Origin of the sequence: Streptomyces chrestomyceticus JCM 4735 (genome assembly GCF_003865135.1) — a bacterium.
GTDB classification, from domain to species: domain Bacteria; phylum Actinomycetota; class Actinomycetes; order Streptomycetales; family Streptomycetaceae; genus Streptomyces; species Streptomyces chrestomyceticus.
The window spans coordinates 6120826-6147272 of sequence record NZ_BHZC01000001.1 but is presented as its reverse complement, the minus strand read 5'-3'; the positions used below and the strand labels follow the sequence as shown (position 1 = coordinate 6147272).

The following is a 26447-nucleotide window of genomic DNA, read 5'->3' as shown; positions in this document are numbered from 1 at the left end:
CGGTGTCCGGGGAGACGCGTACGTCGCCCTCCGGCGGTCCGGCGCGCGCCGCCGACGGCCTGGCGCTCGCCGTCGACGCGGGCAACAGCAAGACCGACGTGGCGCTGGTCGGCGCGGACGGCACGGTGCTGGCGACGGCCCGCGGCGGCGGCTTCCAGCCGCCGGTGGTCGGCGTGGCGCGGGCCGTCGGCGACCTGGCCGTCCTGGTGGACGCGGTACGGGAACGGGCCGGCGTGACCGGCCCGGTGGGCCAGGTGTCGGCCTACCTGGCCAACGCCGATCTCCCCGCCGAGGAGACCGAACTGGCTGCCGAGATCACCTCGTACGGCTGGGCCCGTACGGTCACGGTCGGCAACGACACCTTCGCGCTGCTGCGCGCCGGGCTCCCGGACCGCGTCGAACCCGTCGGCGTCGCCGTGGTGTGCGGCGCCGGCATCAACTGCGTGGGGCTGGGGCACGGCGGCCGCACCGCGCGGTTCCCGTCCATCGGGCGGATATCCGGCGACTGGGGCGGCGGCGGGCACCTGGCCGAAGAGGCCCTGTGGTGGGCCGCGCGCGCCGACGACGGACGCGGCGAGCCGAGCGCGCTCGCCCGCGAGGTGCCCGCCTACTTCGGGCTGGCCACCATGCCGGAACTGATCGAGGCGCTGCACCTGGGCCGCATCCCGCGCGAGCGCCGCTACGGGCTGACGCCGCTGCTGTTCGCGGTGGCCGCGTCCGGCGACGCGGTCGCGCAAGCCCTGGTGACGCGGCAGGCGGAGGAGGTCGCGCTGCTGGCGTCGGTCGCGCTGGACCGGCTGGGCCTGCTCAACGAGCGGACGCCGGTGATCCTGGGCGGCGGCGTCCTGGCCGCCCGGCATCCGCTCCTGCACGACCAGGTGACCCAACTCCTGGCGGAACGCGCCCCGAAGGCGGATCCCCGTGTGGTGACGGCGCCGCCGGTCCTGGGGGCCGCCCTGCACGCGCTGGACCGGGCGGGGGCAGGGGCGGAAGCGTATGCGCGGGTGCGGGGGGAGTTCGTCTGAGGGGTGCGCTGTCGGGGTCGGCCGAGGGGCGCCTCGCGGCTCGGGGGGCGCTACCGGCCGTTCGTACGCGGGGGCCGTACGCCGGGGTTGCCGTACGCGGGAAGCCGTACTCCGGGGATCTCGTACGGAGCGGGCTCGTACGCCGAAAACCCGTACAGGCGTGCCCATTTCGGGAACCGCGCCCGGCGGCCTGCGCGTGGTGGAGGGCGAGGACGGGGGAAACGCCCACCGGACGGGAGGATTCGGAGGGGCCTGATCCGCACATGATCCAGGCATTGACGGTGTGGTTGTCAGTCCCTGCGGCCATACTGACTGCTGGCCGTGCATCTGTTCCCGTGCGCCCGTCGCACGGGGCCGGGGCCGCCGTCCGCGACCAGGGGGAGGTTCCGTGTCCAACCCGCAGACCGGCACTGCGCCGCCGACGTCGCCGTCCGGCCGCGCCACCGGCTCCGCCGCCTCTTCCGTCGGTACGGGCGCCGGCCTCGGCGGCACGTTCCCGGGCGGCGCGGACCCCGCCCAGGCCGCCCGGCGGCGTACCGCCTGGGCCGACGGGGTGGACCAGCTCCGGGCCACGGCCACGACCGAGCCCGGACGGCTGCGGATCATCGGCGCCGTACTGGCCTTCCTCGTCCTGGCGTTCGGCGCCGCCACGGCCTGGCAGGTCGCCGACCGGTCCGCCGCCGCGCGCGACGTCGTGGAACGCAGCCAGCCGCTGACCGCGGACGCGGCGGACATCTACCGCTCGCTCGCCGACGCCGACACCACCGCCGCCGCCGGTTTCCTGGCGGGCGGCAAGGAGACCCAGGCCACCCGCGACCGGTACGAGAACGACATCGCGACGGCCGCCCGGCTGCTGGCCAAGGCGTCGTCCAACACCAGCGGTTCGGACGCCGCGGCCCGCCAGATAGGCAAGCTCAACAGCCTCCTCCCCCGGTACACGGGCCTGGTCGAGACGGCCCGCACCAACAACCGGCAGGGCCTCCCCCTCGGCGGCGCCTACCTGCGCTACGCCAACGCGCAGATGCGCGACGAACTCCTCCCGGCGGCGCGCGGGTTGTACACGACCGAGACGGCGCGCCTGGGCGAGGACTACGACGCCGCGAAGGCGTGGCCCTGGCTCGCGCTCGCCACCGGAGTGCTGGCGCTCGGCGCCCTCGCCTGGGCCCAGCGCCGCAACTACCGGCGGACGAACCGCGTGTTCAACCGCGGTCTGCTGGCCGCCACGACCGCCTCGGCCGTCGTGCTGCTGTGGCTGGTGGCCGGGCACTCCGTGGCCCGCTCGGGCATGAACACGTCGTACGACAGCGGCGCCAGATCGCTGAAGGTCCTCAACGAGGCCCGCATCGACGCCCTCCAGGCCCGCGGTGACGAGAACCTCACCCTGGTCGCGCGCGGCGCCGTGGTGACCAAGGACCAGCAGGACTTCTACGAGGTCGGCTACCGCACCGGCATGCGGGACCTGGCGGGCCCCGGCCGGTCCGGCGCCGCCGCGGCGGACAGCAGACTGGGCACGGCCCTGACGCTCGCGGACGACGACACGGGCCGGCGCCCCGTCCGGGAAGCCGTCGAGACCGTACGGCAGTGGCAGGCGCGCCACGCCGAGGCCCGTACCGCGGACGACCAGGGGGACTACGACCGGGCGCTGGCCAAGGTGATCGGCGGCGAGGCGGCGACCGGCCAGTCCTTCGACCGGGTGGACAGCAGGCTGGCCCAGGCCCTGGCCCATGAGCAGCAGCAGTTCCGGCGGGCCGCCGACGACGGGCGCGGGGCGCTGGGCGGGCTGGCGGCCGGTGCCGTGGTGCTGGCCGTCCTGGGCGCGACGGGCGCGGTGCTGGGCATCGGGCGCAGGCTTTCGGAGTACCGGTGATGGGGCCTGGTGATGGCGACATGACGAAGCGCGCGAGGGGTCTGCGGAACCTGCGGGCCGCGCTGGCCCCGGTGGCGGCGGGCGTGTGCGTGATGGCGGCGGCCGCCGCCGTCCTCGTCCCGGTGCTCGGCGCTGACACCCCGGCGCCCCGCCCCCTGCCGCACGGGACGAGCACCGCCCACGCCGACGCCACGGCCGCGGACTGCACCCCGGGCAACGCCGCCGCGAGCCTGCGGCCCTCCCCGGACGGCGGCCCCGCGGTGGACCGGATCAAGGCCCGGGGCCGGCTGATCGTCGGCGTCGACCAGAACACCTACCGCTGGGGTTACCGCAACCCGGCCACCGGTGACCTGGAGGGCTTCGACATCGATCTGGTGCGGGCGATCGCCGAGGACATCCTCGGCCCCGACCCGAAGATCACGTTCCGGGCGATCCCCACCAACCAGCGCATCCCCGCCCTCCAGGAGCGCACCGTCGACCTGGTCGTTCGGACCATGACCATCAACTGCGTCCGCAAACGCCAGGTCGCCTTCTCGACCGCGTACTTCCAGGGCGGACAGCAGGTCCTCGCGCCGAAGAACTCCTCGATCACCGCCTTCGACGACTCGCTGAAGGGCAAACGGGTCTGTACGGCAGCCGGTTCCACGGGCGAGGCCCGGCTCGCCGAGGAGCGGCACGGCGCCCGGGTCGTGACCGTCCCGAACCAGCTCGACTGCCTGGTGCGCCTGCAGCTCGGCGAGGCCGACGCGGTGGTGACCGACAACGCGCTGGCCGCCGCGCAGGCCGCGCAGGACCCGACGGTGCAGCTCAAGGGCAAGCCGTTCACCGACGAGCCGTACGGGGTCGCGGTCAACCGCGCCGACACCGACCTGGTGCGGCGGGTCAACAAGGTGCTGGAGGACTACCGCGGCGGCGGCAGCGGGAGCCGGTGGATGGCCGCCTACAAGAAGTGGCTGCAGGCGGACCTGCCCGGCATAACGAAGGCGCCCGAGCCCCAGTACAGCGACTGATCCGTGCGGGGGACGGGCGCCGCGGCGCACAGTGAGGGCGGACGGCCCGGGGCCGGGCGGCACGGCCGGGCCGGGCATGCGGCGGACCGGCGGCACGTCGCGGACCGGCGTCCGCCCGCCGGCCGCGTCACCATGGAAGGAGCACCGCGGGCGCGGGGCCGGAAGGAGGGGAGGCAGCGGGGGCATGCGGCGGGCCCGCATGCGGCCGGACCGCACGCAGTTGCCCGCATGCGGCAGGGCCGTACGGAAGCACCCGCTCCGTACCGGGCCGTACGCAACCGGCGTACGCGACCGCCGCACCGGCTGCACATACCGCGACCGCCGGGACGACCGTCACGACTGTCACGACCGCCGCGCACCGCACGCACCGCACGCACTTTGGAGAGGTGATCGATGGGGGCCCCTGGACCCTTCCCCGGCTCTCCGGGGAAGTCCCAAGATCCGGTGCTGAGCCGGGAGGAGGTGGACCGCGCCCTGAGCCGGCTCGCTGCCGAGTACGAGGCGATCGAGACCTCGCTGCTCGCGCTGCAGGACCACGCGGGCCGCAGACTCCTGGAGGGCGCCGAACTCACCGGCCTCACCAAGGAGCGCTGGGCCGCCACCGAACAGTCCATCACCGTCCTGTGGGCGCACTTCGACGCGTACACCGAAACGCTCGCCACCGCCCGCGAACTGCGCGCCCGGCGCCGCTGGCCGTCCCCCGACGACCTCGCCGAACTGACCGAACTGCTGCGCGGCACCCGCGTCACCGTCTCCGGCGCGGCCGCGGGCGGCGGCACACCGCAGGCCGGCGGCGGCCCGGCCCGGCTGAGCGAACAGTTCAGCCTGGAGGAACTGGTCGAGCGGATGAACGGCCTGTACGCGTCGGCGCTGGACGTGATCGTCTCCGCCGACGCCGTATGGTCCGCGCTGCCCGCCCGGATAGACCTGCTCGCCGCCGAGCTGCGCCGCACCCTGTCCCTGGCGCGGTCCGTCGGCGTACGTCCCGGGGAGCACCCGGCCGGCGACGACCTGGAGCGCATCACGTACGAACTGACGCAACTGCGCGCCCAGGTGGTGTCCGACCCCCTCGCCTACTGGGTCCCGGACGCCGACCGCAGCGCCGCGCCCGGCGGCGGCCGCCCGGACACCGCCCGCTACGACCGCGCGGCGCTCGCCCTGGAGGACGCCCGGCGGGAGATCGAAGCGGTCCTGGACGTACGGCAGGACGCCGAGCGGCGGCTGATGCGGCTGCGCGACGTGCTCTCCCGCGCGGACCGGACGCTCACCGAGGCGCGGCAGGCCCGCGGCGAGGTGCTCGCGAAGATCGCCGCGTCCGAGGTGCCCGCCGTCAGCGGCCCGCCCACGGCGCTGCACGAACAGTTGTCCACCGCCGCCGAGTACCGCCGGCACGCCCAGTGGCACCGCCTCTCCCCCCTGCTCGACAGCCTCGAACAGCGCGCCGAGGACGAACTCCACCGGGCCCGCGAATCGTTGACGGCGGTCACCGCCCCGCTGGCCGTACGGGCCGAACTCCGCGGCCGTCTGGACGCGTACAAGGCGAAGGCCGCCCGGCACGGCCTGGCCGAGGACCCGCTGCTGATCGAGCGCTACGACGCCGCGCGGCGGATGCTGTGGAGCGCCCCGTGCGACCTGCGGGTCGCCGAACAGGCGGTACTGCGCTACCAGCGGACGGTGGCCGAGGCGCTCCAGCCGCCGGGACCGGGTGGCGGACCGGCGGACGGACCACAGGGGGGAACATGAGCGAGAGCGAGGAGCGGGCCGGCGGCGTCGCGTGCCAGCGGCGCGAGTGCCCGGGCACGTACGAGGACGTGGGCGGCGGCGAACGCTACTGCGACACCTGCGGCCTGGCGCCGGTGGTGTCACCGGAGGGGATGGTCGGCTCGCCGCCCACGGGGGTGACTGCGGCGCGGCGGGGGGTGGCCGGGGCTGTGGGGGCTGGGGGGTATGAGAGTTCGGGGGGTTCGGGAGGTCTCGGTGGTTCCGGTGGGGCCGGTAGTTCCGGTGGGGCCGGTGGTTCCACCGGGGGCGGGGTGGCGGAGGGGCGCGGCTCCGGTGCCGGCTCCGGCTCCGGTGCCGGCACCGAGACGTCCGTCGGCGGGCGTACGTCCGCATCCGCTTCCGCTCGTGCCACCGGCCGTTCCTCGACCTCGCGGCGCTCCGTCTCCGGGCGCCTCTCCCGCTCCCTGCCGGGCGCCTCGACGCGTTCGATGTCCGTGTCGGTACGCAGCGCGGGGCGCAGCTCAGGTGCCGGGTCCGGGCCGTCCCGCGGGCGGCTGGGGGCCGGGCTGGTGGCGGTGCCGGAAGTACCGCGTCCGGACCCGCGTACGGCCGTCCTGGAGAACCCGGAGGTCCCCGAGCGGAAGCGGTTCTGCAGCCGCGGCGACTGCGGCGCCCCCGTGGGCCGGGCCCGGGGCGACCGCCCGGGCCGTACGGAAGGTTTCTGCACCAAGTGCGGCCACCCGTACAGCTTCGTGCCCAAGCTGCGCCCCGGCGACGTGGTGCACGGCAGCTACGAGGTCGTCGGCTGTCTGGCGCACGGCGGCCTGGGCTGGATCTACCTGGCGATCGACCGCGCGGTCTCCGACCGGTGGGTGGTGCTCAAGGGCCTGCTGGACACCGGCGACGAGGAAGCCCTCGCGGTGGCCGCGTCCGAACGCCGCTTCCTCGCCGAGATCGAGCACTCCAACATCGTCCGCATCTACAACTTCGTCGAGCACCTGGACCGTACGACCGGCAGCCTGGACGGCTACATCGTCATGGAGTACGTCGGCGGCAAGTCCCTCAAGGACATCGCCAACGAGCGGCGTACGGCGCGCGGACGCCGCGACCCGCTGCCGGTCGAGCAGGCGTGCGCGTACGGCATCGAGGCCCTGGAGGCGCTCGGCCACCTGCACAGCCGTAACCTCCTGTACTGCGACTTCAAGGTGGACAACGCGATCCAGCAGAACGACCAGCTCAAGCTGATCGACATGGGCGCGGTCCGCCGGATGGACGACGACGAGAGCGCGATCTACGGCACGATCGGCTACCAGGCGCCCGAGGTCGCCGCCGCGGGCCCGTCCGTCGCCTCCGACCTCTACACGGTCGCCCGCACCCTCGCCGTGCTCACCTTCGACTTCCAGGGCTACACGAACGTCTTCGTGGACTCGCTGCCCGACCCCGACAACATCGAGGTCTTCCGTACGTACGAGTCCTTCTACCGGCTGCTGGTACGGGCCACCGACCCCGACCCGGCGCGGCGGTTCTCGTCGGCGGCGGAGATGGCCGAGCAGTTGACGGGGGTGCTGCGGGAGGTCATGGCGCTCCGGACGGGCGAGCAGCGGCCCGCGCTGTCCACGCTGTTCGGGCCGGAGCTGCGGGTCGTGGACACGGACGTGGTGGCGCGCGCGGAGGGGGACACGTCGCTGCTCGGTGGGCGTGCGGTTCCGGTGGGGCGAAAGGGGTGGATGGGGCGGAAGAGGCAGGTGGTGGTCGGTCCGGCCAGCGGGATCGGGGCGCCCGGGGTGTGGGGGTGAGGGCGGGTGTACGTGCGGGTGAGGGCGGTGGTGCGGCGGCCGGCATCTCCGCGCAGCCGGCCGGCGCCTCCCAGGCCGCTGTAGCCGCGCAGGCCGCTGTTCCCGCGCAGGTCGCGTACGAAGTCACGTCGGCCACCGGGCCGCAGACGATGAGCGGCGGCGCCGAAGCGTTGGCCGGGCCTGCCTTCACCACGTCCGCCGGGAGCGCTGTCGGAAGCGCTTCCGGGGTGGCGGCCGTGACGCCCGGCAGCGTGCGCGGCGCGCCCGTTCTCCGTCCGCTCGACACCGGCCTCGCCGTCCTCGCCCTGCCCGTACCGCGCGTCGACCCCGCCGACCCGAACGCGGGTTTCCTGGCCGGCCTGCTGGCCGCCGCCCCCGCCGAGTTGCTCGGCGCCCTGCGCGCGGCCCCCGCCGACACCATGGAAACCCGGCTGCGCAGGCTGCGGGCCCACCTGGAGCTGGGGGACGGCGCGGCGGCCCTGCGCGAACTGCGCGCCGTCGAGACGGAGCCCGGCCAGGGCTGGGACGAGGACTGGCGGGTGGTCTGGTACCGCGGCCTGGTGGCGCTGACGAACGACGACCGCGAGACGGCGGCCCTGTCGTTCGACGCGATGTACGACGCCTTCCCCGGCGAGCCGGCGCCGAAGCTGGCGCTCGCCGTCTGCGCCGAGGTGCTGGGGCAACTGGACAACGCGGCGGAGTACTACCGGCTGGTGTGGGCCACCGACCACAGTTACGTCAGCGCGGCGTTCGGGCTGGCCCGGGTACGGCTGGCGGCCGGCGACCGGGCCGGGGCCGTGGCCACCCTGGAATCCGTACCGGAGTCCTCCATTCACTACACTGCGGCGCGCATCGCGGCCGTCCGGGCCCGGCTGCGGCAACGTCCCGCCCACGACGCACTGCTGGAGGATCTGCGGTCGGCGGCCGGGCAGGTCGAGCGGCTGGCGGACTCCGGGCTGGACGCGGAGCGCCGCGAACAACTGACGACCGAAGTGCTGGGCTGTGCCCTCGACTGGGTACTCTCCGGTAGCCGCGGTGCCGAGCAGCAGGGGCGTACATTGCCGTCCGGGGCCCGCGGCCCCGGTTCCGGCGGCGCCGCCGCCCGGCCCGGTCTGCTCGGCAGCGCACTGGACGAACGCGGCCTGCGGCTCGGCCTGGAGCGGTCGTTCAGACTGCTCGCCCGGCTGGCGCAGCGCGGCGAGGAAAGGATCGAGCTGGTGGAACGGGCCAACCGCTTCCGCCCCAGGACGTGGGTGTGACATGGGTGTGACAGGGCCGTTCCGGTGTGCGAGCTGCAGCGAGCCGCTCGAACCGGGGGACAACTACTGCGGATTCTGCGGCGCCGACGTCGTGGCACCCACCGGGCCGGACGGGGCCGGTGACCGCCCCACGGTCCCGCTGGGCGGCACGGCACATCCCGCGCCCGGGACGGGGGCCGCCCCGCCGGGTCCCGTCGCGCTGCCCGCGTCGTTCTTGATGCCGGGGGCGGGAGGGGCGGCGGTGGGGCAAGGGGGGCCGGGGGTTTCCGGGACGCCGGGGGCTCCGGGGGCTCCGGGGCAGGTTCCGGTGTCTCCGGCCGTGCCGCCCTCGTCGTCCGTACCGCCGTCGCCGCCGTCCGTCTCGCCGCCGGCAGCCGTCCCGCCGCCGGTGGCCGCGCCGGTCCCGGCCCCGTCGTACGGCGGATCGTACGGCGGACCGACCCCGTCGTACGGTACGGGAGCCCGGCACGACAGCGGCCCCGCGTACGCGTCGGGCTCCACCCACACGAACGGATCGGCGCAGGCCCCGCACGTTCCGCACACTCCACACCCCCCGCACGCCCCCGTACCGCCGCCGGTCTCGCCGGGCTACGGGCACGGAGGGCAGCAGGCCCACGCGCCGGCCGGGGTCGGCGTGCAGGTCCACGCACAGGGTGACGCACAGTCCCGGGTGCCCCATGCGGAGGCGAGCGTTCCGCCGTCGGCCGGTAGTCCGTACGGGGGCATGCGCACCGGGCCGCCGCCTCCCACGGTGGCGCGCCGGACCCCCGTATCGCCGGATACGACCTCGCCGCCGAGGCGGCGGACCGCTCCGCGGACGCGAACGGCTCCGACCCGGCAGGCCCGACCGGCCCGGCAGCCTCGACAGGCCCGGCCGATCCGGCGGGCCCGCCCCACCCGCAGGCACCCGGCGGACCGGCAGAACCACCGGCCCAACCCCCAGCCACTCCCACCTCTCCCACCTCTCCCGCCACTCCTACCCCCTCCTCCCCCGAACACCAAACCCCCGCCCAAGGCACCAGTCTCTGCGCGCTCTGCCACGCGGGGACGGTCACCGGCGACGGTTACTGCGAGAACTGCGGTCACGCCCAGCCACGCGAACGCGACCACATGGAGCGGGAGCTGCCGGGCGTGGCGGCGGTCACCGACCGGGGCCACCGCCACCACCGCAACGAGGACTTCTTCGCGGTCGCCGAAGGAACGCTGCCGGACGGCTCGCCCGCCGTACTCGCCATCGTCTGCGACGGCGTCTCCTCCGCCTCGCGGCCCGACGACGCGTCCGCCGCCGCCTCCGGAGTCGCCGCGCGGTCACTGCTGGCCGCCCTGCCCGGCGGTACACACCCGCAGCGGGCCATGCACGACGCGATCCTCGCCGCCGCCAAGTCCGTCAACGCCCTGGCCGCCGCGCCCAACCAGGCCCAGCAGCACGACCCGTACCGCCAGCAGAACGCTCCCGCCTGCACCTTCGTCGGCGCGGTGGTCGGCGGTGGGCTGCTCGTCATCGGCTGGGTCGGCGACAGCCGCGCGTACTGGGTCCCCGACGACCGCAGCGCGCCCGCCGTCCGCCTCACCGAGGACGACTCCTGGGCGGCGCAGATGGTCGCCAACAACCTGATGTCGGAGGCGGAGGCGTACGCGGACGACCGGGCGCACGCCATCACGGGCTGGCTCGGCGCCGACGCGTACGAACTGGAACCGCACACCGCTTCCTTCAAGCCCGACGGACCGGGTGTAGTGGTGGTGTGCACGGACGGGCTGTGGAACTACGCGGAGGCCGCGGAGCAACTGGCCGCGGTGCTGCCGGGGGACGCGCACGACCGGCCGCTGCACAGCGCACGGACCCTGGTCGCCCACGCCCTCGCCGGCGGGGGCCACGACAACGTAACAGTGGCGGTGGTGCCGTTCCCGGCGCCATCGGGACGGGCAGGATCGGCCTGAGCGTCCGCCCGGGGCGCGCCGCCCGCCCTCGTCGGCCACGGTGGCCGGAAGCCGTGCTGCTTCCGGCCCCGCCCGGCTGACCCGTACCAGCAGCCACCACCGCACCTCCGGAACCGTCCGGACCGTACTCATCAGCAGGAGCAAGGTGCCAACGGGGGGATGATCACGGGGACTTCCGCCCGCCCAGGTGTCTCTTCACCGCCGCGACGACTGCGCCGCGGAGCCTCGCGGCGGCACAAAGGAGCGGAACAGATGGCCAATTTCTCCAAGTCCGGCGTGCCGAGGTTCGCCGCCGAGGTGTACCAGAACGCGTACCTGCCCGAGGGCGGGCGCGAGGTGAACGCCATCGTCACCGTCACCGCCACCGGGGGCGGCACCAGCGGCGGGCTGCCGCTCTTCGCGGCCGGCACGGACCCCGCCGGAACCGCGGCAGGGGCCGGAGTCGGGGTCGGAACGGGAACCGGCACCGCCCGCGCCCACGGCGGCGCACCGCACGCAGCCGTCGTGATCATGGTGGACTGCTCCGGCTCGATGGACTACCCGCCCACCAAGATGCGCAACGCGCGCGACGCCACGGCCGCCGCGATCGACACCGTACGGGACGGCGTCGCCTTCGCCGTGGTGGCCGGTACGCACCAGGCCGCCGAGGTCTACCCGGGCGGCGGGCGGCTCGCCACCGCCGGCCCGACGACCCGCGCGCAGGCCAAGGAGGCGCTGCGCAAGCTGAGCGCCGGCGGCGGCACCGCCATCGGCACCTGGCTGCGGCTGGCCGACCGGCTGCTGGCCGACGCGGACGTCGCCGTCCGGCACGGCATCCTGCTCACCGACGGCCGCAACGAACACGAGTCGCCCCAGGAACTGCGCGCCACCCTCGACGCCTGCGCCGGCCGCTTCACCTGCGACGCCCGCGGCGTCGGTACGGACTGGGAGGTCAAGGAGGTCACCGGCATCGCCTCGGCGCTGCTCGGCACGGCCGACATCGTCGCCGACCCGGCCGGGCTGGCCGCCGACTTCACCCGGATGATGGAGGCCGCGATGGGCAAGGAGGTGGCGGACGTCACCCTGCGGCTGTGGACCCCGCAGGGCGCGCAGGTCGCCTTCGTGAAGCAGGTGGCGCCGGCCGTCGAGGACCTGACCGGCCGCCGTACCGAATCCGGCCCGCGGACCGGCGACTATCCGACAGGTTCCTGGGGCGACGAGTCCCGCGACTACCACGTGTGCGTACGGGTCCGGGCCGCCGAGGTGGGCCAGGAGATGCTGGCCGCGCGGATCTCGCTCGTCCTGCCCGCGCCCGACGGCGGCACGCGGACGCTCGCCCAGGGGCTCGTACGCGCGATCTGGACGGACGACATGTCCGCTTCGACCAGTATCAACCCGCACGTCGCCCACTACACGGGACAGGCCGAACTGGCCCAGGTCATCCAGCAGGGACTGGATGCCCGCAAGTCGGGCGATGCGGACGGCGCCACGGCGAAGCTGGGCCGGGCCGTGCAACTGGCGAGCGCGTCCGGGAACGAGGACACTGCGAAACTGCTTGCGAAGGTGGTGGACGTCGTCGATGCGGCGACCGGTACTGTGCGACTGAAGGCGAAGGTCACAGAGGCGGACGAGATGACGCTCGAAACGCGCTCGACCAAGACAGTTCGCGTCAAGAAATAACAAACTAGACGTACTACCGAACACAATCGGTACTGAGGGGGAAGATCCGACATGCCGACCTGCCCGAACGGCCATCAGTCGGTGGCCGAAGACTGGTGCGAGGTGTGCGGCCACCGGATGGCGGGCGCTGTTCCCCCGCCGCCCTCCCTGCCCGCGGGATTCCTCAACACTCCGCCGGCCGGCCAGCCGGCTCCGCCGCCGCCCGCTCCGCAGGGCGGCCCGAGCCCCCAGAACGGCCCCGGAGCCCCCGGCGACACCGGCGCTCCCGGCGTCTCCGGAACCCCCGGCACTCCCGGCGCTTCCCAGGGCGGGCAGGGCTTCCCCGGCCAGACCCCGCCGCCTCAGCAGACCCCGCCGCCGCACCAGGCCCCGGCCCAGCAGCCCCCGCACCAGCAGACCCCGCCCCCTCAGGCCCCGCCCGCACCGCAGGGCCCGATGGGCCAGGTTCCCGGCCCGGCTCCCGCCCCCGGCCCGCACGCCGGCCAGGGCGGCCCGGGTTCCCACGGCGGTCAGAGCGGCCCCGGCCCTCAGGGCGGCCCGGGTTCCCAGGGCGGTCAGAGCGGCCCGGGCTCCCAAGGCGGCTACGGCTTCCCGCCCCCGGTCCAGGCCCCGGCGCCCCCTCGTCCCGGCCAGAACACCCCTGGCCCCCCTCCCCAGCAGGGCTTCGGCCCCGGACAGCAGCCCCAGCCGGGCGGCCAGCCGGAACTGTGCCCCCAGTGCCGTACGCCGCGCGAGGCGATGGCCCCGTTCTGCGAGGAGTGCCGCTACAACTTCTTGACGCACTCGGCCACCTCGTACGCCCCGCCGCCCCCCGCCCCGCAGGGCGGCCCGGGCTCCCAGGGCGGCTACGGCTTCCCGCCGCCGCACCAGGGCCCGCCCACCCCGCCCCAGCAGTACGAGTACCAGGGCTCCCGCCCGTCACAGATCAACCGCCCGGCCGAACCGCTCTCCCCGGAGCAGTCCGGCCAGTTCGGCTCGCCCGAACAGCCCGCTCCCTTCGGCCGGCCCGACCAGTCGGGCCAGTTCGGTTCGCCGGAGCAGCCCGCACCGTTCGGCGCCCCCGCACCCACCGGCCAGCCGGGCCCTCAGGGAGCCCCCGCCGGCCGGCCCGGCCCGGCGCGTCCGCCCCGGGCAGCCGACGACGACTGGCCGCTGCCTCCCCCGAACTCCCAGTCCTCTCCCCAGTCCCCGCCCCCGCCGCCCGCGCAGCCGGGTCCGCAGGGCAGCCCGGACCACGGCCAAGGCAGCCAGGGCGGCCAGAGCAGTCAGGGCGGCGGCTACGGCTTCCCGCCCCCGCAGCAGGGCCCGCCTACCCCGCCTCGGCAGCAGGGCCCGTACGAGCCCCAGCAGCCTCCGCAGCAACAGCCGCCGCATGCTCCGTACGACCCGCAAGCCGCCCAACAGGGCCCTCCGCCGGCCCCGTTCGAACCGCAGCAGCAGCCCGGCCCCTTCGGCCGGCCGCCGCAGCAGCCGGACGCGCACCAGCAACCGCAGCCCGACCAGCAGTGGAACCAGCCCGCACCGGGGCCCGCCGCCCCGCCCGGACCACCGCCGGTCGTCGGTGACGGCTGGGTCGTGGCGATCGCCCCCGACCGCGAGTACTTCATGGCGATGATGGGCCGCAGCGGCCCGGAGGCGGCCGGCCTGAACCTGCCCGCCTACTCCCCCGAGCAGCAGATCCCGCTCACCGGCACCCAGATCGCCATCGGCCGCCGCCGGCACAGCACGGGCGAGTCCCCGGACATCGACCTGGGCCGCCCCCCGGAGGATCCGGGCGTCTCGCACCAGCACGCCCTCCTGGTCCAGCAGCCCGACGGCAGTTGGGCCGTGGTCGACCAGAACTCCACCAACGGCACCACCGTCAACCTCGCCGAGGACCCGATCCAGCCCTACGTACCGACCCCCCTCCACGAGGGCGACCGCATTCACGTAGGCGCCTGGACCACCATCACCGTCCGCCGGGCCTGACGCACGACGGCCCCCGTAGGCGGGCCCGGAAAGCAGCAGGAAGCGCCGGCCACAGTGCACCCACTGTGGCCGGCGCTTCCTGCTGTCGGACACCGTTCTCGCGCGACGCGGGCAGCGTCCCCTTTAGCTCCCGGGCAGCACCCACCGGTGCGGGCCCTCCGGGGAATCGAGCCACGCGTACTGACAGGCGCCGTGCACGGTCACTCCGAACCGTTCACGGCGGGGACGGTTCTGCCGGTGCCACAGGGTGTGGGCTTCCTCGGGGGTGAGGGTGTTGGCGGTGAGGCTGCGGAGGAATTGGAAGCGGTCGTCGCGCAGGGCTTCTCGGGGGAGGCGGTGGCGGGGACTTCGGTGGTGTCCGTCGGATACGGCGGGTGGGCCGGACTGCTCGGGGGTGTCGGGGTGGAGCGGCTGTGCGGTGGGGTCGGGGCCGGTTCGCAGGGGGACGAAGTAGGCGGGGGTGGGCAGGAAGCGGCCCTCCGCCCGTACGGCCTCGGGGTCCGTCACGCGGAGTGCGATCAGGCCGGTCGCCAGCGGGGCCAGGATCAGGGCTCCCGGGACGGACTGCGCGATCCAGGCCGGCGGGACGGCAGGCAGGGCGCAGGTGGCGATGATCCGGTCGTACGGTGCGCGTTCCGGGCAGCCCCGGGCGCCGTCGCCGGTCACCACGGTGGGACGGTGCCCCGCGGCGGCCAGCCGGTCGCGCGCCGGGCCGGTGATCTCCTCGTCCAGGTCGATGGTGGTCACGTGCTCCGCGCCCAGGCGGTGAGAGAGCAGGGCGGCGTTGTAGCCGGAACCCGTACCGATCTCCAGGACGCGGCAGCCGGTGTCCGTGGGCTGCTCCTCGGTCTCCTTGGCCTCCTCCACCTCCTCGACGTGCAGTTCTTCCAGCATCATCGCCATCAGCGACGGCTGGCTGCTGGTGGACACCAGCTCGCCGTCCCGCATGTACGTCGCCAGCGCCCCGTCGGTATAGACGCCTTCCAGCCAACGTTCCCACCGCTCGGGATCGGGGTCGGAGCCCGAGAGCCGTTGGTAGCCGCGGGGTGTGGCCACGAAGTAGTACGGGACGAAGAGGTGCCGCGGGACCTCCTCGAAGGCGGCCCGCCAGCGCGGGTCTCCCAGATGGCCAGCCGCTCTGATCTGCCGGATCAGCTCGGCGCGGGCCGCTGCCGTCGGCTCGTGGTCCGGCTCCGTACCGGACGGTGTACCGCTCATGTCTCCACTGTCCTACGTCGCGGGTCCTCGGCCGAGCAGTCCGGCACCGCCGCGTCGTCTGACACCATGGACGGGTGAACAAGATTCCGCGCGGCACGCTTCAGGAACAGACTTTTTACGAGCAGGTCGGTGGCGAGCCGACGTTCCGCCGCCTGGTGCACCGTTTCTACCAGGGGGTGGCCGAGGACCCGCTGCTGCGGCCGATGTACCCGGAGGAGGATCTGGGACCGGCCGAGGAGCGGCTCGCGCTCTTCCTCATGCAGTACTGGGGCGGGCCCCGTACGTACAGCGACGGCCGTGGCCACCCGCGGCTGCGCATGCGGCACGCGCCCTTCACCGTGGACCGTGCCGCGCATGACGCCTGGCTCAAGCACATGCGGGACGCGGTGGACTCCCTGGAGCTGTCCCCCGAGCACGAGACGCAGCTCTGGAACTACCTGACGTATGCGGCGGCGTCGATGATCAATACGGCTGAGTGATGCCGTAGCCGCTCAGGCCGTCGCGGGCGGGGCGTCGGGGCCGGGCGTGGGGCCTGCCCCGCACCGCGCTGACGGGGTCTCCCGGCGGACGGCTCAGGCGGGCGTCACCGGGAGCGCCGACGGTCCGCCCGTGCGGACCGCGACCGATCCGTACGGCGTCCGCAGCCGCAGCCAGCCGCCCGCGGCCAGCAGGGTCAGCGCCGGCGGTTCCGCCAATGCGGCGCCGTACCCCGCAGAACCGGAAACGGAACCGTGGCCACCGCCTGCGGGCCCGTAGACGCCGGCTTGCGCTTCGGCCCGGACAGGGCGCAGGAAACCCAGGGACTGCGCGGCGTGCGCGGCGCGCAGCGGCAGGTGGGTGTCGCCCAGGGTGCGGGACCAGATCTCGCGGCCGATGCGGTCGCGCTCGGCGCGCGTACGGCGTTCCGGTGGCAGTGCCTCGTCCCGGGCGCGGAACTCGGCGACGGCGAGTGCGACGGTCCTGCCCAGCGCCTGCGGCGAGGGCAGCCCCGGGATCTGCTGCCAGCCGCCGCGCGGCGGCAGGACGCCGGCCCACGGCGGGCCCGTGACGGCGGCGGGCAGCGTCAGGCTGTTTGTCGACTCGTCGATGCCTTCGAGCAGGTCTCCGGCGGAGACGGTGCGGTCGAGGCCGACGGCGGGAGCGGCTCCCGTGCCGGTCCGCGGGCCGTGGGCCGCGGTCGCTGCCTGCGGGCCGGAGGACGCGGCCGGTGCCAGGCGTGCCGTACGGATCGCCAGCACCTCGAACGACGGCGGCCGCCCGAACACCGCGAGCACCCCGCCGCCCGTCTGCAACCGCACCGCGGCGGCACGGTCGTAGTGGATCAGCCGGGCCAGGAAGGCGGCGAGATCCGCCGCCTCCCCGGCATCGGCCAGGCGCAACGCCGTCATGCGGCGACGGCCCCCTCCTGCTGGGCACCGTCCGCGTCGTCCGCGCCGTCAGCGCCATCCATGTATTCCTTGAGGAAGGACTTCTCCTCGGCGGTGATACGGCGGGGCCGCTCCGCGCCGAAGTCGTACGGGACGACGACGGTCGAGGCACGGACGTACACCGTGTCCTCGTCCTTGATCTCATAGGCGATCGTCATCGACGCGGCGCCTATCTTCGTCACCCAGGACTCTACGGTCACCGGCGCGTGCCGGTGCACCAGCGGCCGTACGTAGTCGATCTCGTGGCGGGCCACCACGGACCCGCCGGAGAAGGACGTGCTGCCCTCGCCCGGCGCCAGTCGCCACATGAAGTCGATCCGCGCCTCTTCCAGGTAGCGGATGAACACCGCGTTGTTGACATGGCCGAAAGCATCCATGTCGGACCAGCGCAGCGGGCAGGAGTACAGGTGTCGCACGCGGCTCAGCCCCGGGTGAGCTTCTTGTACGTGGCGCGGTGCGGACGGGCCGCGTCCGGGCCCAGCCGCTCGACCTTGTTCTTCTCGTACGACTCGAAGTTGCCCTCGAACCAGAACCACTTGGACTCGCCCTCGTACGCCAGGATGTGCGTGGCGACGCGGTCCAGGAACCAGCGGTCGTGGGAGACGACCACGGCGCAGCCGGGGAACTCCAGCAGCGCGTTCTCCAGCGAGGACAGGGTCTCGACGTCGAGGTCGTTGGTCGGCTCGTCGAGGAGCAGCAGGTTGCCGCCCTGCTTGAGGGTGAGCGCCAGGTTCAGGCGGTTGCGCTCACCACCGGAGAGCACACCGGCCGGCTTCTGCTGGTCCGGGCCCTTGAAGCCGAACGCCGACACATAGGCGCGGGACGGCATCTCGACCTGGCCGACGTTGATGTAGTCCAGCTCGTCGGAGACGACGGCCCACAGCGTCTTCTTGGGGTCGATGTTGGCGCGGGTCTGGTCGACGTAGGAGATCTTGACCGTCTCGCCGACCTTGATGCTGCCGGAGTCCGGCTCCTCCAGGCCCTGGATCATCTTGAACAGCGTGGTCTTGCCGGCGCCGTTCGGGCCGATGACGCCGACGATGCCGTTGCGCGGGAGGGTGAACGACAGGTCGTCGATGAGGACCTTCTCGCCGAACGCCTTGTTGAGGTGCTCGACCTCGACGACGACGCTGCCCAGGCGCGGGCCCGGCGGGATCTGGATCTCCTCGAAGTCCAGCTTCCGGGTCTTCTCCGCCTCGGCCGCCATCTCCTCGTAACGGGTCAGCCGCGACTTGGACTTGGCCTGCCGGCCCTTGGCGTTGGAACGGACCCACTCCAGCTCTTCCTTCAGACGCTTCGCACGCTTGGCGTCCTTCTGGCCCTCGACCTTCAGGCGGGCGGCCTTCTTGTCCAGGTACGTGGAGTAGTTGCCCTCGTAGGCGATCGCGCGGCCGCGGTCGAGCTCCAGGATCCACTCGGCCACGTTGTCGAGGAAGTACCGGTCGTGGGTGACGGCGACGACGGTGCCGGCGTACTTGGCGAGGTGCTGCTCCAGCCACTGCACGGACTCGGCGTCCAGGTGGTTGGTGGGCTCGTCGAGGAGCAGCAGGTCGGGCGCCTCCAGGAGGAGCTTGCAGAGCGCGACGCGGCGCTTCTCACCACCGGAGAGGTTGGTGACCGGCCAGTCGCCGGGCGGGCAGCCCAGCGCGTCCATGGCCTGCTCGAGCTGGGTGTCCAGGTCCCACGCGTTGGCGTGGTCCAGGTCCTCCTGGAGCTTGCCCATCTCCTCCATCAGCGCGTCGGAGTAGTCGGTCGCCATCAGCTCGGCGACCTCGTTGAAGCGCCTGAGCTTGTCCATGATCTCGCGGGCGCCGTCCTGGACGTTCTCCAGGACGGTCTTGGACTCGTCCAGCGGCGGCTCCTGGAGGAGCATCCCGACGGTGAAGCCGGGGGTCAGGAACGCGTCGCCGTTCGACGGCTGCTCAAGACCGGCCATGATCTTCAGCACCGTCGACTTGCCGGCGCCGTTGGGCCCCACGACACCGATCTTCGCGCCCGGCAGGAAGCTCAGCGTCACGTCGTCAAGGATGACCTTGTCGCCGTGCGCCTTGCGCGTCTTGCGCATCGTGTAGATGTACTCAGCCAAGAGAAACCGTCCGGCAGTCTGGATCTGTCATGGTCAATGCGGCTCCGCCGCGTGGGCCGATGAGCGGCTCCGCCGCGCGAGGGCAGATACACCCATCTTGCCGTACGGCCAGCCCGCGATGGAAACGAGTACCTCGGGGGGACGGGGAATAGGGTGGTGGGCGGGGTGACCGGCCGGGGGAGGCGGGCCGTGAGTGCCAGGCCCCGGGCCCTTGATCCCCGCCGGCCCTGCTGGCCCTGCCGCCCAGCCGGGAATGCCACCGCCCTCCGTGGCCGAGGAGCGGATTCGCTCGGGCACGGAGGGCGGTGGGTGGTGTGCGTACGGTCACGGGCGGGCGGGGCCGGGCGCGCCGTGGCGCCGGGGCTGGGGCGCGTCGTGGCGCCGGGGGCTGGGAACGCGCCGTGTGGCACCTGGGCCGGAACCAGGGCGCCGTGTGGCACCGCGGCCGGAGCCGGGGCGCGCCGTGTGACGCCGGGGCCGGGGCGCGCTTCGTCACACCCGGGTCGGGGCCGCGGCGCGCCTCGTCACGCCGGGCCCCAGGGAGCTTCCGCGCCCCGGGGCCCGGGTGACGTCCGTGCCTCAGCTACGGGGTGACGTCCGTACCTCGGTTACGAGGTGGCGCCCGCCTTCTTCTTGCGGAGGAAGAAGACCGCGCCGCCGCCGACGACGACCAGCGCGGCCGCGACGCCCGCGATCACCGGGGTGGCGTTGCTGGAGCCGGTCTCGGCGAGGTCGCCGCCCGCGCCGCCGCCGGAGCCGGTGCCGCCGGCCGAGGCCGGGCTGGGCTGCGAGGAGGGCTTGCCGGGCGTGGTGCCGGCGGTCTTGCAGTCGAGGACGCCGGTGAAGGTCTTCTTGAAGCCGGCCTCACCCGCGATCGTGATCTCGTACGCCTGGTCCTCGCCGACCGGGACGGTGATCGTCTCGGACTTGCCCGGGGCGATCACGTGCTCCTTGCCGGAGAGCTGGAACTTGAACGGCGCGTCGCCCTTGTTGGTGGCGGTGACGTCCACGCCGCTCTTGGAGCAGTTCTTCTCCGCGGTGACGGCCGGGGCCGCGCCCGCCTTCTTCCAGGAGGCGGTGGCGGTCGCGGTGGCGGTGGACTCGCTGGAGCCGGCCAGGATCATGGTCTGGCTCTTGACGCGGCCGACGCTGCCGGTGAAGGCGCGGCCGACCGAGACCTTGGTGGCGGCCTGCGCGGTCAGCGAGGTGGCGCCGTCCTTCGCGCCGGCGGGCACGTCGAAGAAGAGCTGGGTGCCGTTGGCCGCTTTGGTGACAGGCTTGCCGTCGGCGCCGACCACCTTGACGCCGGCGGGGGTACCGGCGGCCGGGGAGACGGTGACGCTGTTGGCGTTGGTGTGGACCGTGACCGGGCCGAGCTTGCTGCCGGACTTGCCGGAGACGGCCGGCGAGTCCAGCTTCAGCGACGCCTCGGGCTCGGTGAGGATCTTCGCTTTCTGCTCCAGGTAGTCGGCGAGCTTCCCGGCCGCGGGGTCGACGGCGTCGACCTTCACGTGGTCGGAGAAGCGCCAGATCGCGACCTGGGTACCGGCGGCAGCGGTCTTCTCGGTCAGGCTCCCGGCACCGGCCTTCTGGGCGAGCGAGGCCAGGTCGTTGACCTGCGGGTAGGAGTTCTGCAGGATCCAGCGGATCTTGCCGGCGTCCGGGTTGTTGTGCAGCGACGAGGCGCTCCAGGGCACCTCCTTGTACTTCGCCATCTGCTGTGTCGGCGTGCCGATGTCGATGCAGTACGTCTGGAGGGTGCCGCCGTTGTCGACCTTCATCTCGAAGAGCCCGGCGCCGATCCGCTGGTCGCGGCCGTCGGCGTGCAGGACTGCCTGACCGTAGGTCTTCAGGCCGTCGAGCGTCGCACTGGCGCCGCCGTGGACCGGCGCCGCGTCGTCCGCCGCGGCGGGACCCGCGGTGGCTATCGTGCCCGCCGCGGCCAGGCCCGACGCCAGGACCGCGGCGGCAAGGCGGGCTGCGCCCCGCCTCTTCACTGAAATCATGAATTTCCCCTCTGGGCGAGGCGGGATCGATAGGGGAGTTGCCTCGCCGGAATGAACCCGAAGAACTCAACAGCCGAATACATCAGCCCCCGTGAGTACTCGTGAGTACCCGACGGATCCTAGAGAGCGGGCGCAACACGATCCCCCGCAATACCGTCCTATAAGCGATCCGAATCGCAATCGTTACCGACTACACCCCACTTGACCTGGCAATATCGACAAATCACCGGGACTTTCCGGGCACTGATCGCTTCTCCGGCGTACTGCGCATCAGGGGTGCGGGAGAGGCTCAGGCCGAGGCAATACCACCCTCCTCGGGAGGGGGTGCCGGGGGTGGCGACGACCAGTCAGGTTCGGTGCCGGATACGGCGTCCGAGGGCGTTGGGGACGGCGAGAACTCCGGATGGGGCGGAGCGGACGGAAGGGAGGGAGCGGGTGGCGCACTCGTCCGGTCGACCCGCCGGAAGGCGGAGGTGCCGCGCGACAGGTCGTGTCCGACGGCCAGGGCCTCCACCTCGACCGAGACCCGCCGCTGTCCGCCCTTCTCCTCGGGCAGTTCGCGGTCCCACACCCGCATGCGGCCGTGCACGACGAGGGGTTCGCCGCGCGAGACCGAAGCGGCGACGTGGTCCGCCAGCGACCGCCACGCGCGGACGGTGTAGAAGCTCGTGTCCCCGTCGATCCAGCACCGGCGCTCCTTGTCCCAGCGCCGCGCGGACGTCGCCAGGCGGAACCGCGCCGCCGAAGCGCCTGTCGTGGTCAGCCGGTGCTCCACCGCTGTCGCGGCGTTCCCCACCAGCGTCACCATCGTTTCGTACATGGCCGTCGCCTCCCCCGTCGTGGGCCCCGGCGGGCCCTGCGGCCCGGTCCCGGGCCTGCGTGGAACCCATGCTGCACGGATTCGCCGGAGCCCGCCGGAGCCTGTGTGCTACCGCGGAGTTGTGGACAACTCCGTCACTCCGACGGGGGGCCTGCCACGCTCGGCACGCTCCGCCGCCTCACAACCCCGCCGCCACCGCGTACTGCTCCCGCACCTCCCGGTAGCGCAGCAGTTCGGCGGCGACCGGTTCCAGCACCGCGGCACGGCCGCAGCCCGCCGCCGCCGTACGCAGCCGGCGTTCCGCTTCCTGGCCGTACCGGCGGGCCGCACCGCGCCCCGACACTCCGCACACCCACGACAGGACCGGGCCGCCCGTCGTCCCGATGACCGTCACCAGCAGCGCGGACAGCCACTCCCCCGCCTCCGCCGCGCCCACCGCCACGGCCAGCAGCCACAACACCCCGACCACTTGCAACATCGTCAGCAGCCCCTGCGTCACGGCGGCCACCGACCACCACCGCGGCCGCACCAGCGGCCCGGCGCGCAAGTCCCCTTCCGCGACAGCCGCCGCCCGGTCCAGCGCCTCCGGCAGCCCCTCGGCGCCCCGGAACGCCGCCTCGCGCACCGCCTGCGCCCAGGGCGCCGGCAGCCCTTCCGACGCCTCCCCCGCCACGGCCCGTACGGCCTGCTCGACCAGCGGGCGCGCCGTGGCCCGCCCGTCCACCGGTACCCAGCCGCTCACGGTGCCGTACGCGTCGTCGCCGCCCGCTTCACCGGCTGCGTCCGCCTCCGTGTACGCCTCCGGGTACGCGTCCCGGTGCCACAGTCTGGACCGTCCCGTACGTCCCGGACTCGTCCGCCCGGACCGTCCACGCGCCGCCCCCGACCGCCGTCCGCGCAGCCTCAGACGCAGCCACGGCGTGCCGCAGGCCCGCTGCCCGTGGCGCAGCCAGTCGCGTTCCGCCGCACTGCCCATCGCCCCGGCGCCGACCGCCTCGGCGAGCCAGTCCTCGAACTCCTCCCGGGCCGCTTCCGTCAGCCCGTACCGTCCGTCGGACACGTACACCGGCCACAGCCGCCCCGCCGCCGCGTCCACGTCGGCGGTCAGCCGCCGGTCCGCCGCGCCGCGCTCCGCGACGAACTGGCGGAGCGCCTCCCGCAGGTCCCCGACGCCCTCCCCTGTGGCGGCCGACAGCGCCAGTACGGCGGCGCCCGGTTCGCCGTGCTCCCCGAGGGCCAGACCGTCCTCGTCGAGCAGCCGCCGCAGATCGTCGATCACCTGTACGGCGGCGTCCCCCGGCAGCCGGTCCACCTGGTTGAGGACGACGAACATGACCTCGGCGTGGCCCGCCAGCGGCCGCAGATACCTTTCGTGCAGCACCGCGTCCGCGTACTTCTCCGGGTCGACCACCCAGATCACCGCGTCCACCAGCGCCAGCATCCGATCGACCTGCTCACGGTGCCCGGCCGCGGCCGAGTCGTGGTCGGGCAGGTCCAGGAGGACGAGACCGGGCAGCGTGGCCGAGCCGGCGGCCGGCGCGTGTCTGCGGCGTGCCGGTACTCCGAGCCGGTCCAGCAGGCCGTGCGCGCCCGGCTGTCCACCGGACCACACGCAGGCCACCGGCTCCGAGGTCGTCGGCCGGCGCGCCCCCACGTCCGAGTGGTCCGCCTCCACCAGCGCGTTGAACAGGGACGATTTTCCACTGCCGGTGGCTCCCGCGACGGCGATGACGGTGTGCTCCCCGGACAGCCGGCAGCGCTCGTCCGCCGCGCCGAGCACCCGTCCCGCCTCGGCCAGTGTCGCCCCGTCCAGGCGCGTCCGGGACAGCCCGACGAGCTCCCGGAGAGCGTCCAGGCGGGGGCGCAGGCGCTGCCCGGGGGTGGGCCGGGCTCCGGGGGCTCTGGAGGCCCTGAAGGCTCTGGGGCCTCGGGGGGACGTGATCCCGTCCGGGGCCACAGGGTCTTCGCGGCCTTCACGGTCCTCGGGGCCTCCGGGGTTCTTGCGCTCTCTGGTGCCTCTGATGCATCGGAGCCCCTTGGCGGTCCGTGGGTCGGGGGCGCACTCCCTCGTCTCCTGTGCACGGCCCCGCCGACCCCGCGGCTCCTGTACGGGCTCCGCGGGGTCCCGGAGTACGGCCAGTACGGCTTCGAGTTCGCTGTCGCCCTCGTCCTCCCACTCCTGCCAGTCGCGCTGCTGGTGCCACTCGTCCCCGTCGTCCAGCCACGCGTCCCCGTCCCCGCCCGGGTGAGAACTCCGGTCCCGGTCCTCCCACTCCAGCCACTCGGGCCACTCACGCCACTCGGGCTGTCTGCCTTCGCGGTGCTCCGCCGCCGCTTCCCGGGCGCGGGCGTGGCGCCGCTCGGCGACGGGCTTCGCATCCGTACCGTCCGTCGCGCGGCGGGCGATCAGCCCGTCGTTCCAGGAGGTGCGCGCCTCGGCCGGGCCCGGGGCCGGCCGAGGCGCTGCCGTCTCCGGGGCTTCCGGGGCGCCCGAAGCGTCCGGGGCGGTCGCGGAGCCAGCGCCTGCGGCCTCCGCCGCGTCTGCGGACATCACCGTGTCAGCGGCCATCGGCATGTCGGCAGCCGTCACCGGCTCCCCCGCCGCCGCCACCAGCCGCGCACCATCACCGCCGTACACCCCATCCGCACCTCCACTCACATCCCCGCCCACATCCCCATCCGTACGCCCCACACCAGCAGTCACCGCGTCACCTTCTCCTTCTGCAGTAGCGACAGCGCGGCGATCAGCGCGGCCTGGTGGTCCGGCCGTACGCCCAGCGACTCCAGCGGCGTCAGGCGCCGCTCCCGTTCGCCGTCCAGCGCGCGCTGGAGGTACGTGTCGAGCAGTCGGCCGCCCCGGTCCCGCAGCCGTACCGCGACCTGAGCGCCCAGCAGGTCGGCGAGGGCCTCGCCTGCTGTACGGGCCCGGCGGCCGCCCAGCAGGGTGGTGGCCAGCAGCGCCGCGGCCTCCTCCGGGTCGGCGGCCGACTTCGCGCGCTCCCCGGCCCGTGCCCCGCGCGCCGCGCGTCCGCCTCGTGGCGCGCGCGCTTCCCGTACGCCCTCCTCCGCCAGTTCCTCCAGGCAGCGCCGCCACCGCCTTACGACGACCCCCAGGCGGGCGGCCGAGGCCGAGGCATCCGCCACCTCCGTAAGGGCCGCGTCCGCCGCCGCTGGGTCCCGACGCCACGCCTCGGCGGCCCGCTCGTCGGCCTCTTCCACCGCGCAGCGCAGCAGGGAGGTCAGCCCGTGGGTCAGGGCGTCCAGCAGTTCGTCGGGGCGGCCGCCGAGTTCGTGGTCCCGCCAGTGGGCGCGGGCGTCGCCGGACAGCACCTCGCCCTGCTCGACCTCGCGCCGCACCCGGGCCGCGGCCTCCTCGTACGCCTGCTCCACCTGGTCGGCCAGCCGCAGCGTGGCGGCGTGCTGGGAGGCGGAGGCCCCGGCCAGGGCCGGCATCCGGGAGTGCAGCGAGGCCAGGACCCCGGCGGTGGTACGGGCGGCCGCCGCGTTCCGGACCGCGGGGTCCTGTGCGTGCCGCTCCAGCCACCGCCGCAGTGCCGCCACCGCCGTGGCGGGCAGCAGACCGCTGCCGCCGCCCGCCGACTCGGGCAGCTCGGGGATGGTGAAGCGGGGTACGTCGCCGAGCCCGGCGCGGGTCAGCAGGGCGGCGTACCGCGCCGAGATGTCGGTGGCGATCTGGTGCGGCACCCGGTCCAGCACGGTGACGAGGGTGACGTCGTACTCCTTGGCCGTACGGAGCAGGTGCCACGGCACCGCGTCCGCGTACCGGGCGGCGGTGGTGACCAGTACCCATACGTCGGCCGCGCAGATCAGCTCGGCGGCCAGCTCCCGGTTGCGCGCGACGAGCGAGTCGATGTCGGGGGCGTCCAGGAGGGCCAGTCCGCTGGGGAGGGCCGGCTCCGTCTCGATACGCAGGGGCGCCATGCCCGCCGCGTTCACCGGCGCGCCGCCGCCCTCCTCCTCGCCCTCACCTTCGTAGGTGTACTCACACTCGCGTTCACATGCGTCGTCGTACCCGTCGAGTTCCTCGGGGCCGTCCTGCTCGGGCACCCAGACGCGGGTGAACTGCGGCAGCACCCGCCGCCCCGCGAACCAGTGGTGATCGGCGGGGTGGCACACGAGCACCGGCGTACGTGTCGTGGGCCGCAGTACGCCGGCCTCACTGACGCGCCGGCCCACCAGAGAATTGACGAGCGTGGACTTGCCGGCCCCGGTGGATCCGCCGACGACCGCGAGCAGCGGGGCCTGAGGAGCGCGCAGCCGGGGCATCACATAGTCGTCGAGCTGGTCCAGCAACTCGGACCGGGTACGACGGGCGCGGGCGGCGCCGGGCAGTGGCAGCGGGAAGCGCGCGGCGTCGACGCGGTCGCGCAGCGCGGACAGGACGTCAAGGAGCCGGGGTTGTACATCCAAGGTTGCCACTCGTGCAGAATGCCCAATTTTGGCAGGTTTTTGAAGCGTATAGCCCTCTGTGCGCGCCGCGTAAACCCGTACAGATCGGGATCAGCGACGCATGGGGCAGTCGCGATCAGAGGGGCTCAGGCATAACGAGTGCACAACACCCGACGCGTGAGGCGTCAAAAACGGTGCAGAATTCGTACCTGCCTGCGATTATCGGGACCGCTTCA

Annotated in this window: 18 protein-coding genes; 10 read left to right on the top strand and 8 right to left on the bottom strand. The window is 74.0% G+C overall.

What is annotated here, in order from left to right:
- Nucleotides 1–2: 2 nt before the first annotated feature.
- The 9 genes from EJG53_RS26605 to EJG53_RS44295 all read left to right on the top strand — a co-directional run bounded on the left by EJG53_RS26605 (nt 3) and on the right by EJG53_RS44295 (nt 14244).
- Entirely contained in the window at nt 3–1025 is a 1023-nt protein-coding gene (locus EJG53_RS26605) for an N-acetylglucosamine kinase (RefSeq protein WP_371858734.1), read from the top strand.
- 388 nt (nt 1026–1413) lie between these two features.
- A complete protein-coding gene (locus tag EJG53_RS26600; protein WP_125046973.1) occupies nt 1414–2892 on the top strand; it encodes a hypothetical protein in 1479 nt (492 codons plus the stop codon).
- Between the two features lie 20 nt (nt 2893–2912).
- Nucleotides 2913–3902, top strand: coding sequence for a glutamate ABC transporter substrate-binding protein (locus EJG53_RS26595; protein ID WP_125046971.1), 990 nt, complete (start codon nt 2913–2915; stop codon nt 3900–3902).
- A gap of 393 nt (nt 3903–4295) precedes the next feature.
- Entirely contained in the window at nt 4296–5645 is a 1350-nt protein-coding gene (locus EJG53_RS26590; protein WP_174856460.1) for a hypothetical protein, read from the top strand.
- Nucleotides 5642–7420 carry a serine/threonine protein kinase gene (locus EJG53_RS43980; RefSeq protein ID WP_371858733.1) on the top strand — a complete coding sequence of 593 codons (1779 nt, stop codon included), beginning with the start codon at nt 5642–5644 and terminating at the stop codon, nt 7418–7420. The genes EJG53_RS26590 and EJG53_RS43980 overlap by 4 nt, the downstream gene beginning before the upstream one ends.
- Nucleotides 7417–8679, top strand: a complete 1263-nt coding sequence (locus EJG53_RS43975) for a tetratricopeptide repeat protein (protein ID WP_371858732.1) — start codon at nt 7417–7419, stop codon at nt 8677–8679. Before EJG53_RS43980 ends, EJG53_RS43975 begins: the two co-directional genes overlap by 4 nt.
- Nucleotides 8680–9789: 1110 nt before the next feature.
- The gene (locus EJG53_RS26580) at nt 9790–10617 is read left to right on the top strand and encodes a PP2C family protein-serine/threonine phosphatase (protein WP_371858731.1); all 828 of its coding nucleotides are present in this window, start codon (nt 9790–9792) and stop codon (nt 10615–10617) included.
- A gap of 252 nt (nt 10618–10869) precedes the next feature.
- A complete protein-coding gene (locus EJG53_RS26575) occupies nt 10870–12276 on the top strand; it encodes a vWA domain-containing protein (RefSeq protein WP_125046965.1) in 1407 nt (468 codons plus the stop codon).
- Between the two features lie 51 nt (nt 12277–12327).
- Entirely contained in the window at nt 12328–14244 is a 1917-nt protein-coding gene (locus tag EJG53_RS44295) for an FHA domain-containing protein (protein WP_125046963.1), read from the top strand.
- A gap of 123 nt (nt 14245–14367) precedes the next feature.
- Here EJG53_RS44295 and EJG53_RS26565 read toward each other — a convergent pair whose 3' ends face one another.
- Entirely contained in the window at nt 14368–15462 is a 1095-nt protein-coding gene (locus EJG53_RS26565) for a methyltransferase domain-containing protein (protein ID WP_125046961.1), read from the bottom strand.
- A gap of 74 nt (nt 15463–15536) precedes the next feature.
- On the opposite strand from EJG53_RS26565, the gene EJG53_RS26560 reads away from it, so the two are divergent.
- Nucleotides 15537–15941 carry a globin gene (locus EJG53_RS26560; RefSeq protein WP_031004512.1) on the top strand — a complete coding sequence of 135 codons (405 nt, stop codon included), beginning with the start codon at nt 15537–15539 and terminating at the stop codon, nt 15939–15941.
- A 93-nt stretch (nt 15942–16034) separates the two neighbouring features.
- Here EJG53_RS26560 and EJG53_RS26555 read toward each other — a convergent pair whose 3' ends face one another.
- From EJG53_RS26555 to EJG53_RS26525, 7 genes are all read right to left on the bottom strand, one after another.
- Nucleotides 16035–16850, bottom strand: coding sequence for a hypothetical protein (locus EJG53_RS26555; RefSeq protein WP_125046959.1), 816 nt, complete (start codon nt 16848–16850; stop codon nt 16035–16037).
- Nucleotides 16847–17305, bottom strand: coding sequence for an acyl-CoA thioesterase (locus EJG53_RS26550; protein WP_167515170.1), 459 nt, complete (start codon nt 17303–17305; stop codon nt 16847–16849). The genes EJG53_RS26555 and EJG53_RS26550 overlap by 4 nt, the downstream gene beginning before the upstream one ends.
- A gap of 5 nt (nt 17306–17310) precedes the next feature.
- Complete coding sequence (gene ettA / locus EJG53_RS26545) at nt 17311–18975, bottom strand: energy-dependent translational throttle protein EttA (RefSeq protein WP_031004517.1); 1665 nt, start codon at nt 18973–18975, stop codon at nt 17311–17313.
- A 608-nt stretch (nt 18976–19583) separates the two neighbouring features.
- On the bottom strand, nt 19584–20981 hold the full coding sequence (locus EJG53_RS26540) for an LAETG motif-containing sortase-dependent surface protein (RefSeq protein WP_125046957.1): 1398 nt from the start codon (nt 20979–20981) through the stop codon (nt 19584–19586).
- A 289-nt stretch (nt 20982–21270) separates the two neighbouring features.
- On the bottom strand, nt 21271–21801 hold the full coding sequence (locus tag EJG53_RS26535) for a single-stranded DNA-binding protein (RefSeq protein WP_125046955.1): 531 nt from the start codon (nt 21799–21801) through the stop codon (nt 21271–21273).
- Nucleotides 21802–21979: 178 nt separating this feature from the next.
- Complete coding sequence (locus EJG53_RS26530) at nt 21980–24439, bottom strand: YfjP family GTPase (protein ID WP_244955353.1); 2460 nt, start codon at nt 24437–24439, stop codon at nt 21980–21982.
- Nucleotides 24440–24501: 62 nt separating this feature from the next.
- Nucleotides 24502–26232 (bottom strand): dynamin family protein, encoded by a 1731-nt coding sequence (locus EJG53_RS26525; RefSeq protein WP_125049616.1) that lies wholly within the window; start codon nt 26230–26232, stop codon nt 24502–24504.
- Nucleotides 26233–26447 lie beyond the last annotated feature (215 nt).

Excerpts from the sequence above, each read along its gene's own strand:
- EJG53_RS26595 (WP_125046971.1), top strand. The coding sequence starts at position 2,913 with ATGACGAAGCGCGCGAGGGGTCTGCGGAACCTGCGGGCCGCGCTGGCC.
- EJG53_RS26590 (WP_174856460.1), top strand. The coding sequence starts at position 4,296 with ATGGGGGCCCCTGGACCCTTCCCCGGCTCTCCGGGGAAGTCCCAAGAT.
- EJG53_RS43980 (WP_371858733.1), top strand. The coding sequence starts at position 5,642 with ATGAGCGAGAGCGAGGAGCGGGCCGGCGGCGTCGCGTGCCAGCGGCGC.
- EJG53_RS26580 (WP_371858731.1), top strand. The coding sequence starts at position 9,790 with ATGGAGCGGGAGCTGCCGGGCGTGGCGGCGGTCACCGACCGGGGCCAC.
- EJG53_RS26575 (WP_125046965.1), top strand. The coding sequence starts at position 10,870 with ATGGCCAATTTCTCCAAGTCCGGCGTGCCGAGGTTCGCCGCCGAGGTG.
- EJG53_RS44295 (WP_125046963.1), top strand. The coding sequence starts at position 12,328 with ATGCCGACCTGCCCGAACGGCCATCAGTCGGTGGCCGAAGACTGGTGC.
- EJG53_RS26565 (WP_125046961.1), bottom strand. The coding sequence starts at position 15,462 with ATGAGCGGTACACCGTCCGGTACGGAGCCGGACCACGAGCCGACGGCA.
- EJG53_RS26555 (WP_125046959.1), bottom strand. The coding sequence starts at position 16,850 with ATGACGGCGTTGCGCCTGGCCGATGCCGGGGAGGCGGCGGATCTCGCC.
- EJG53_RS26540 (WP_125046957.1), bottom strand. The coding sequence starts at position 20,981 with ATGATTTCAGTGAAGAGGCGGGGCGCAGCCCGCCTTGCCGCCGCGGTC.
- EJG53_RS26535 (WP_125046955.1), bottom strand. The coding sequence starts at position 21,801 with ATGTACGAAACGATGGTGACGCTGGTGGGGAACGCCGCGACAGCGGTG.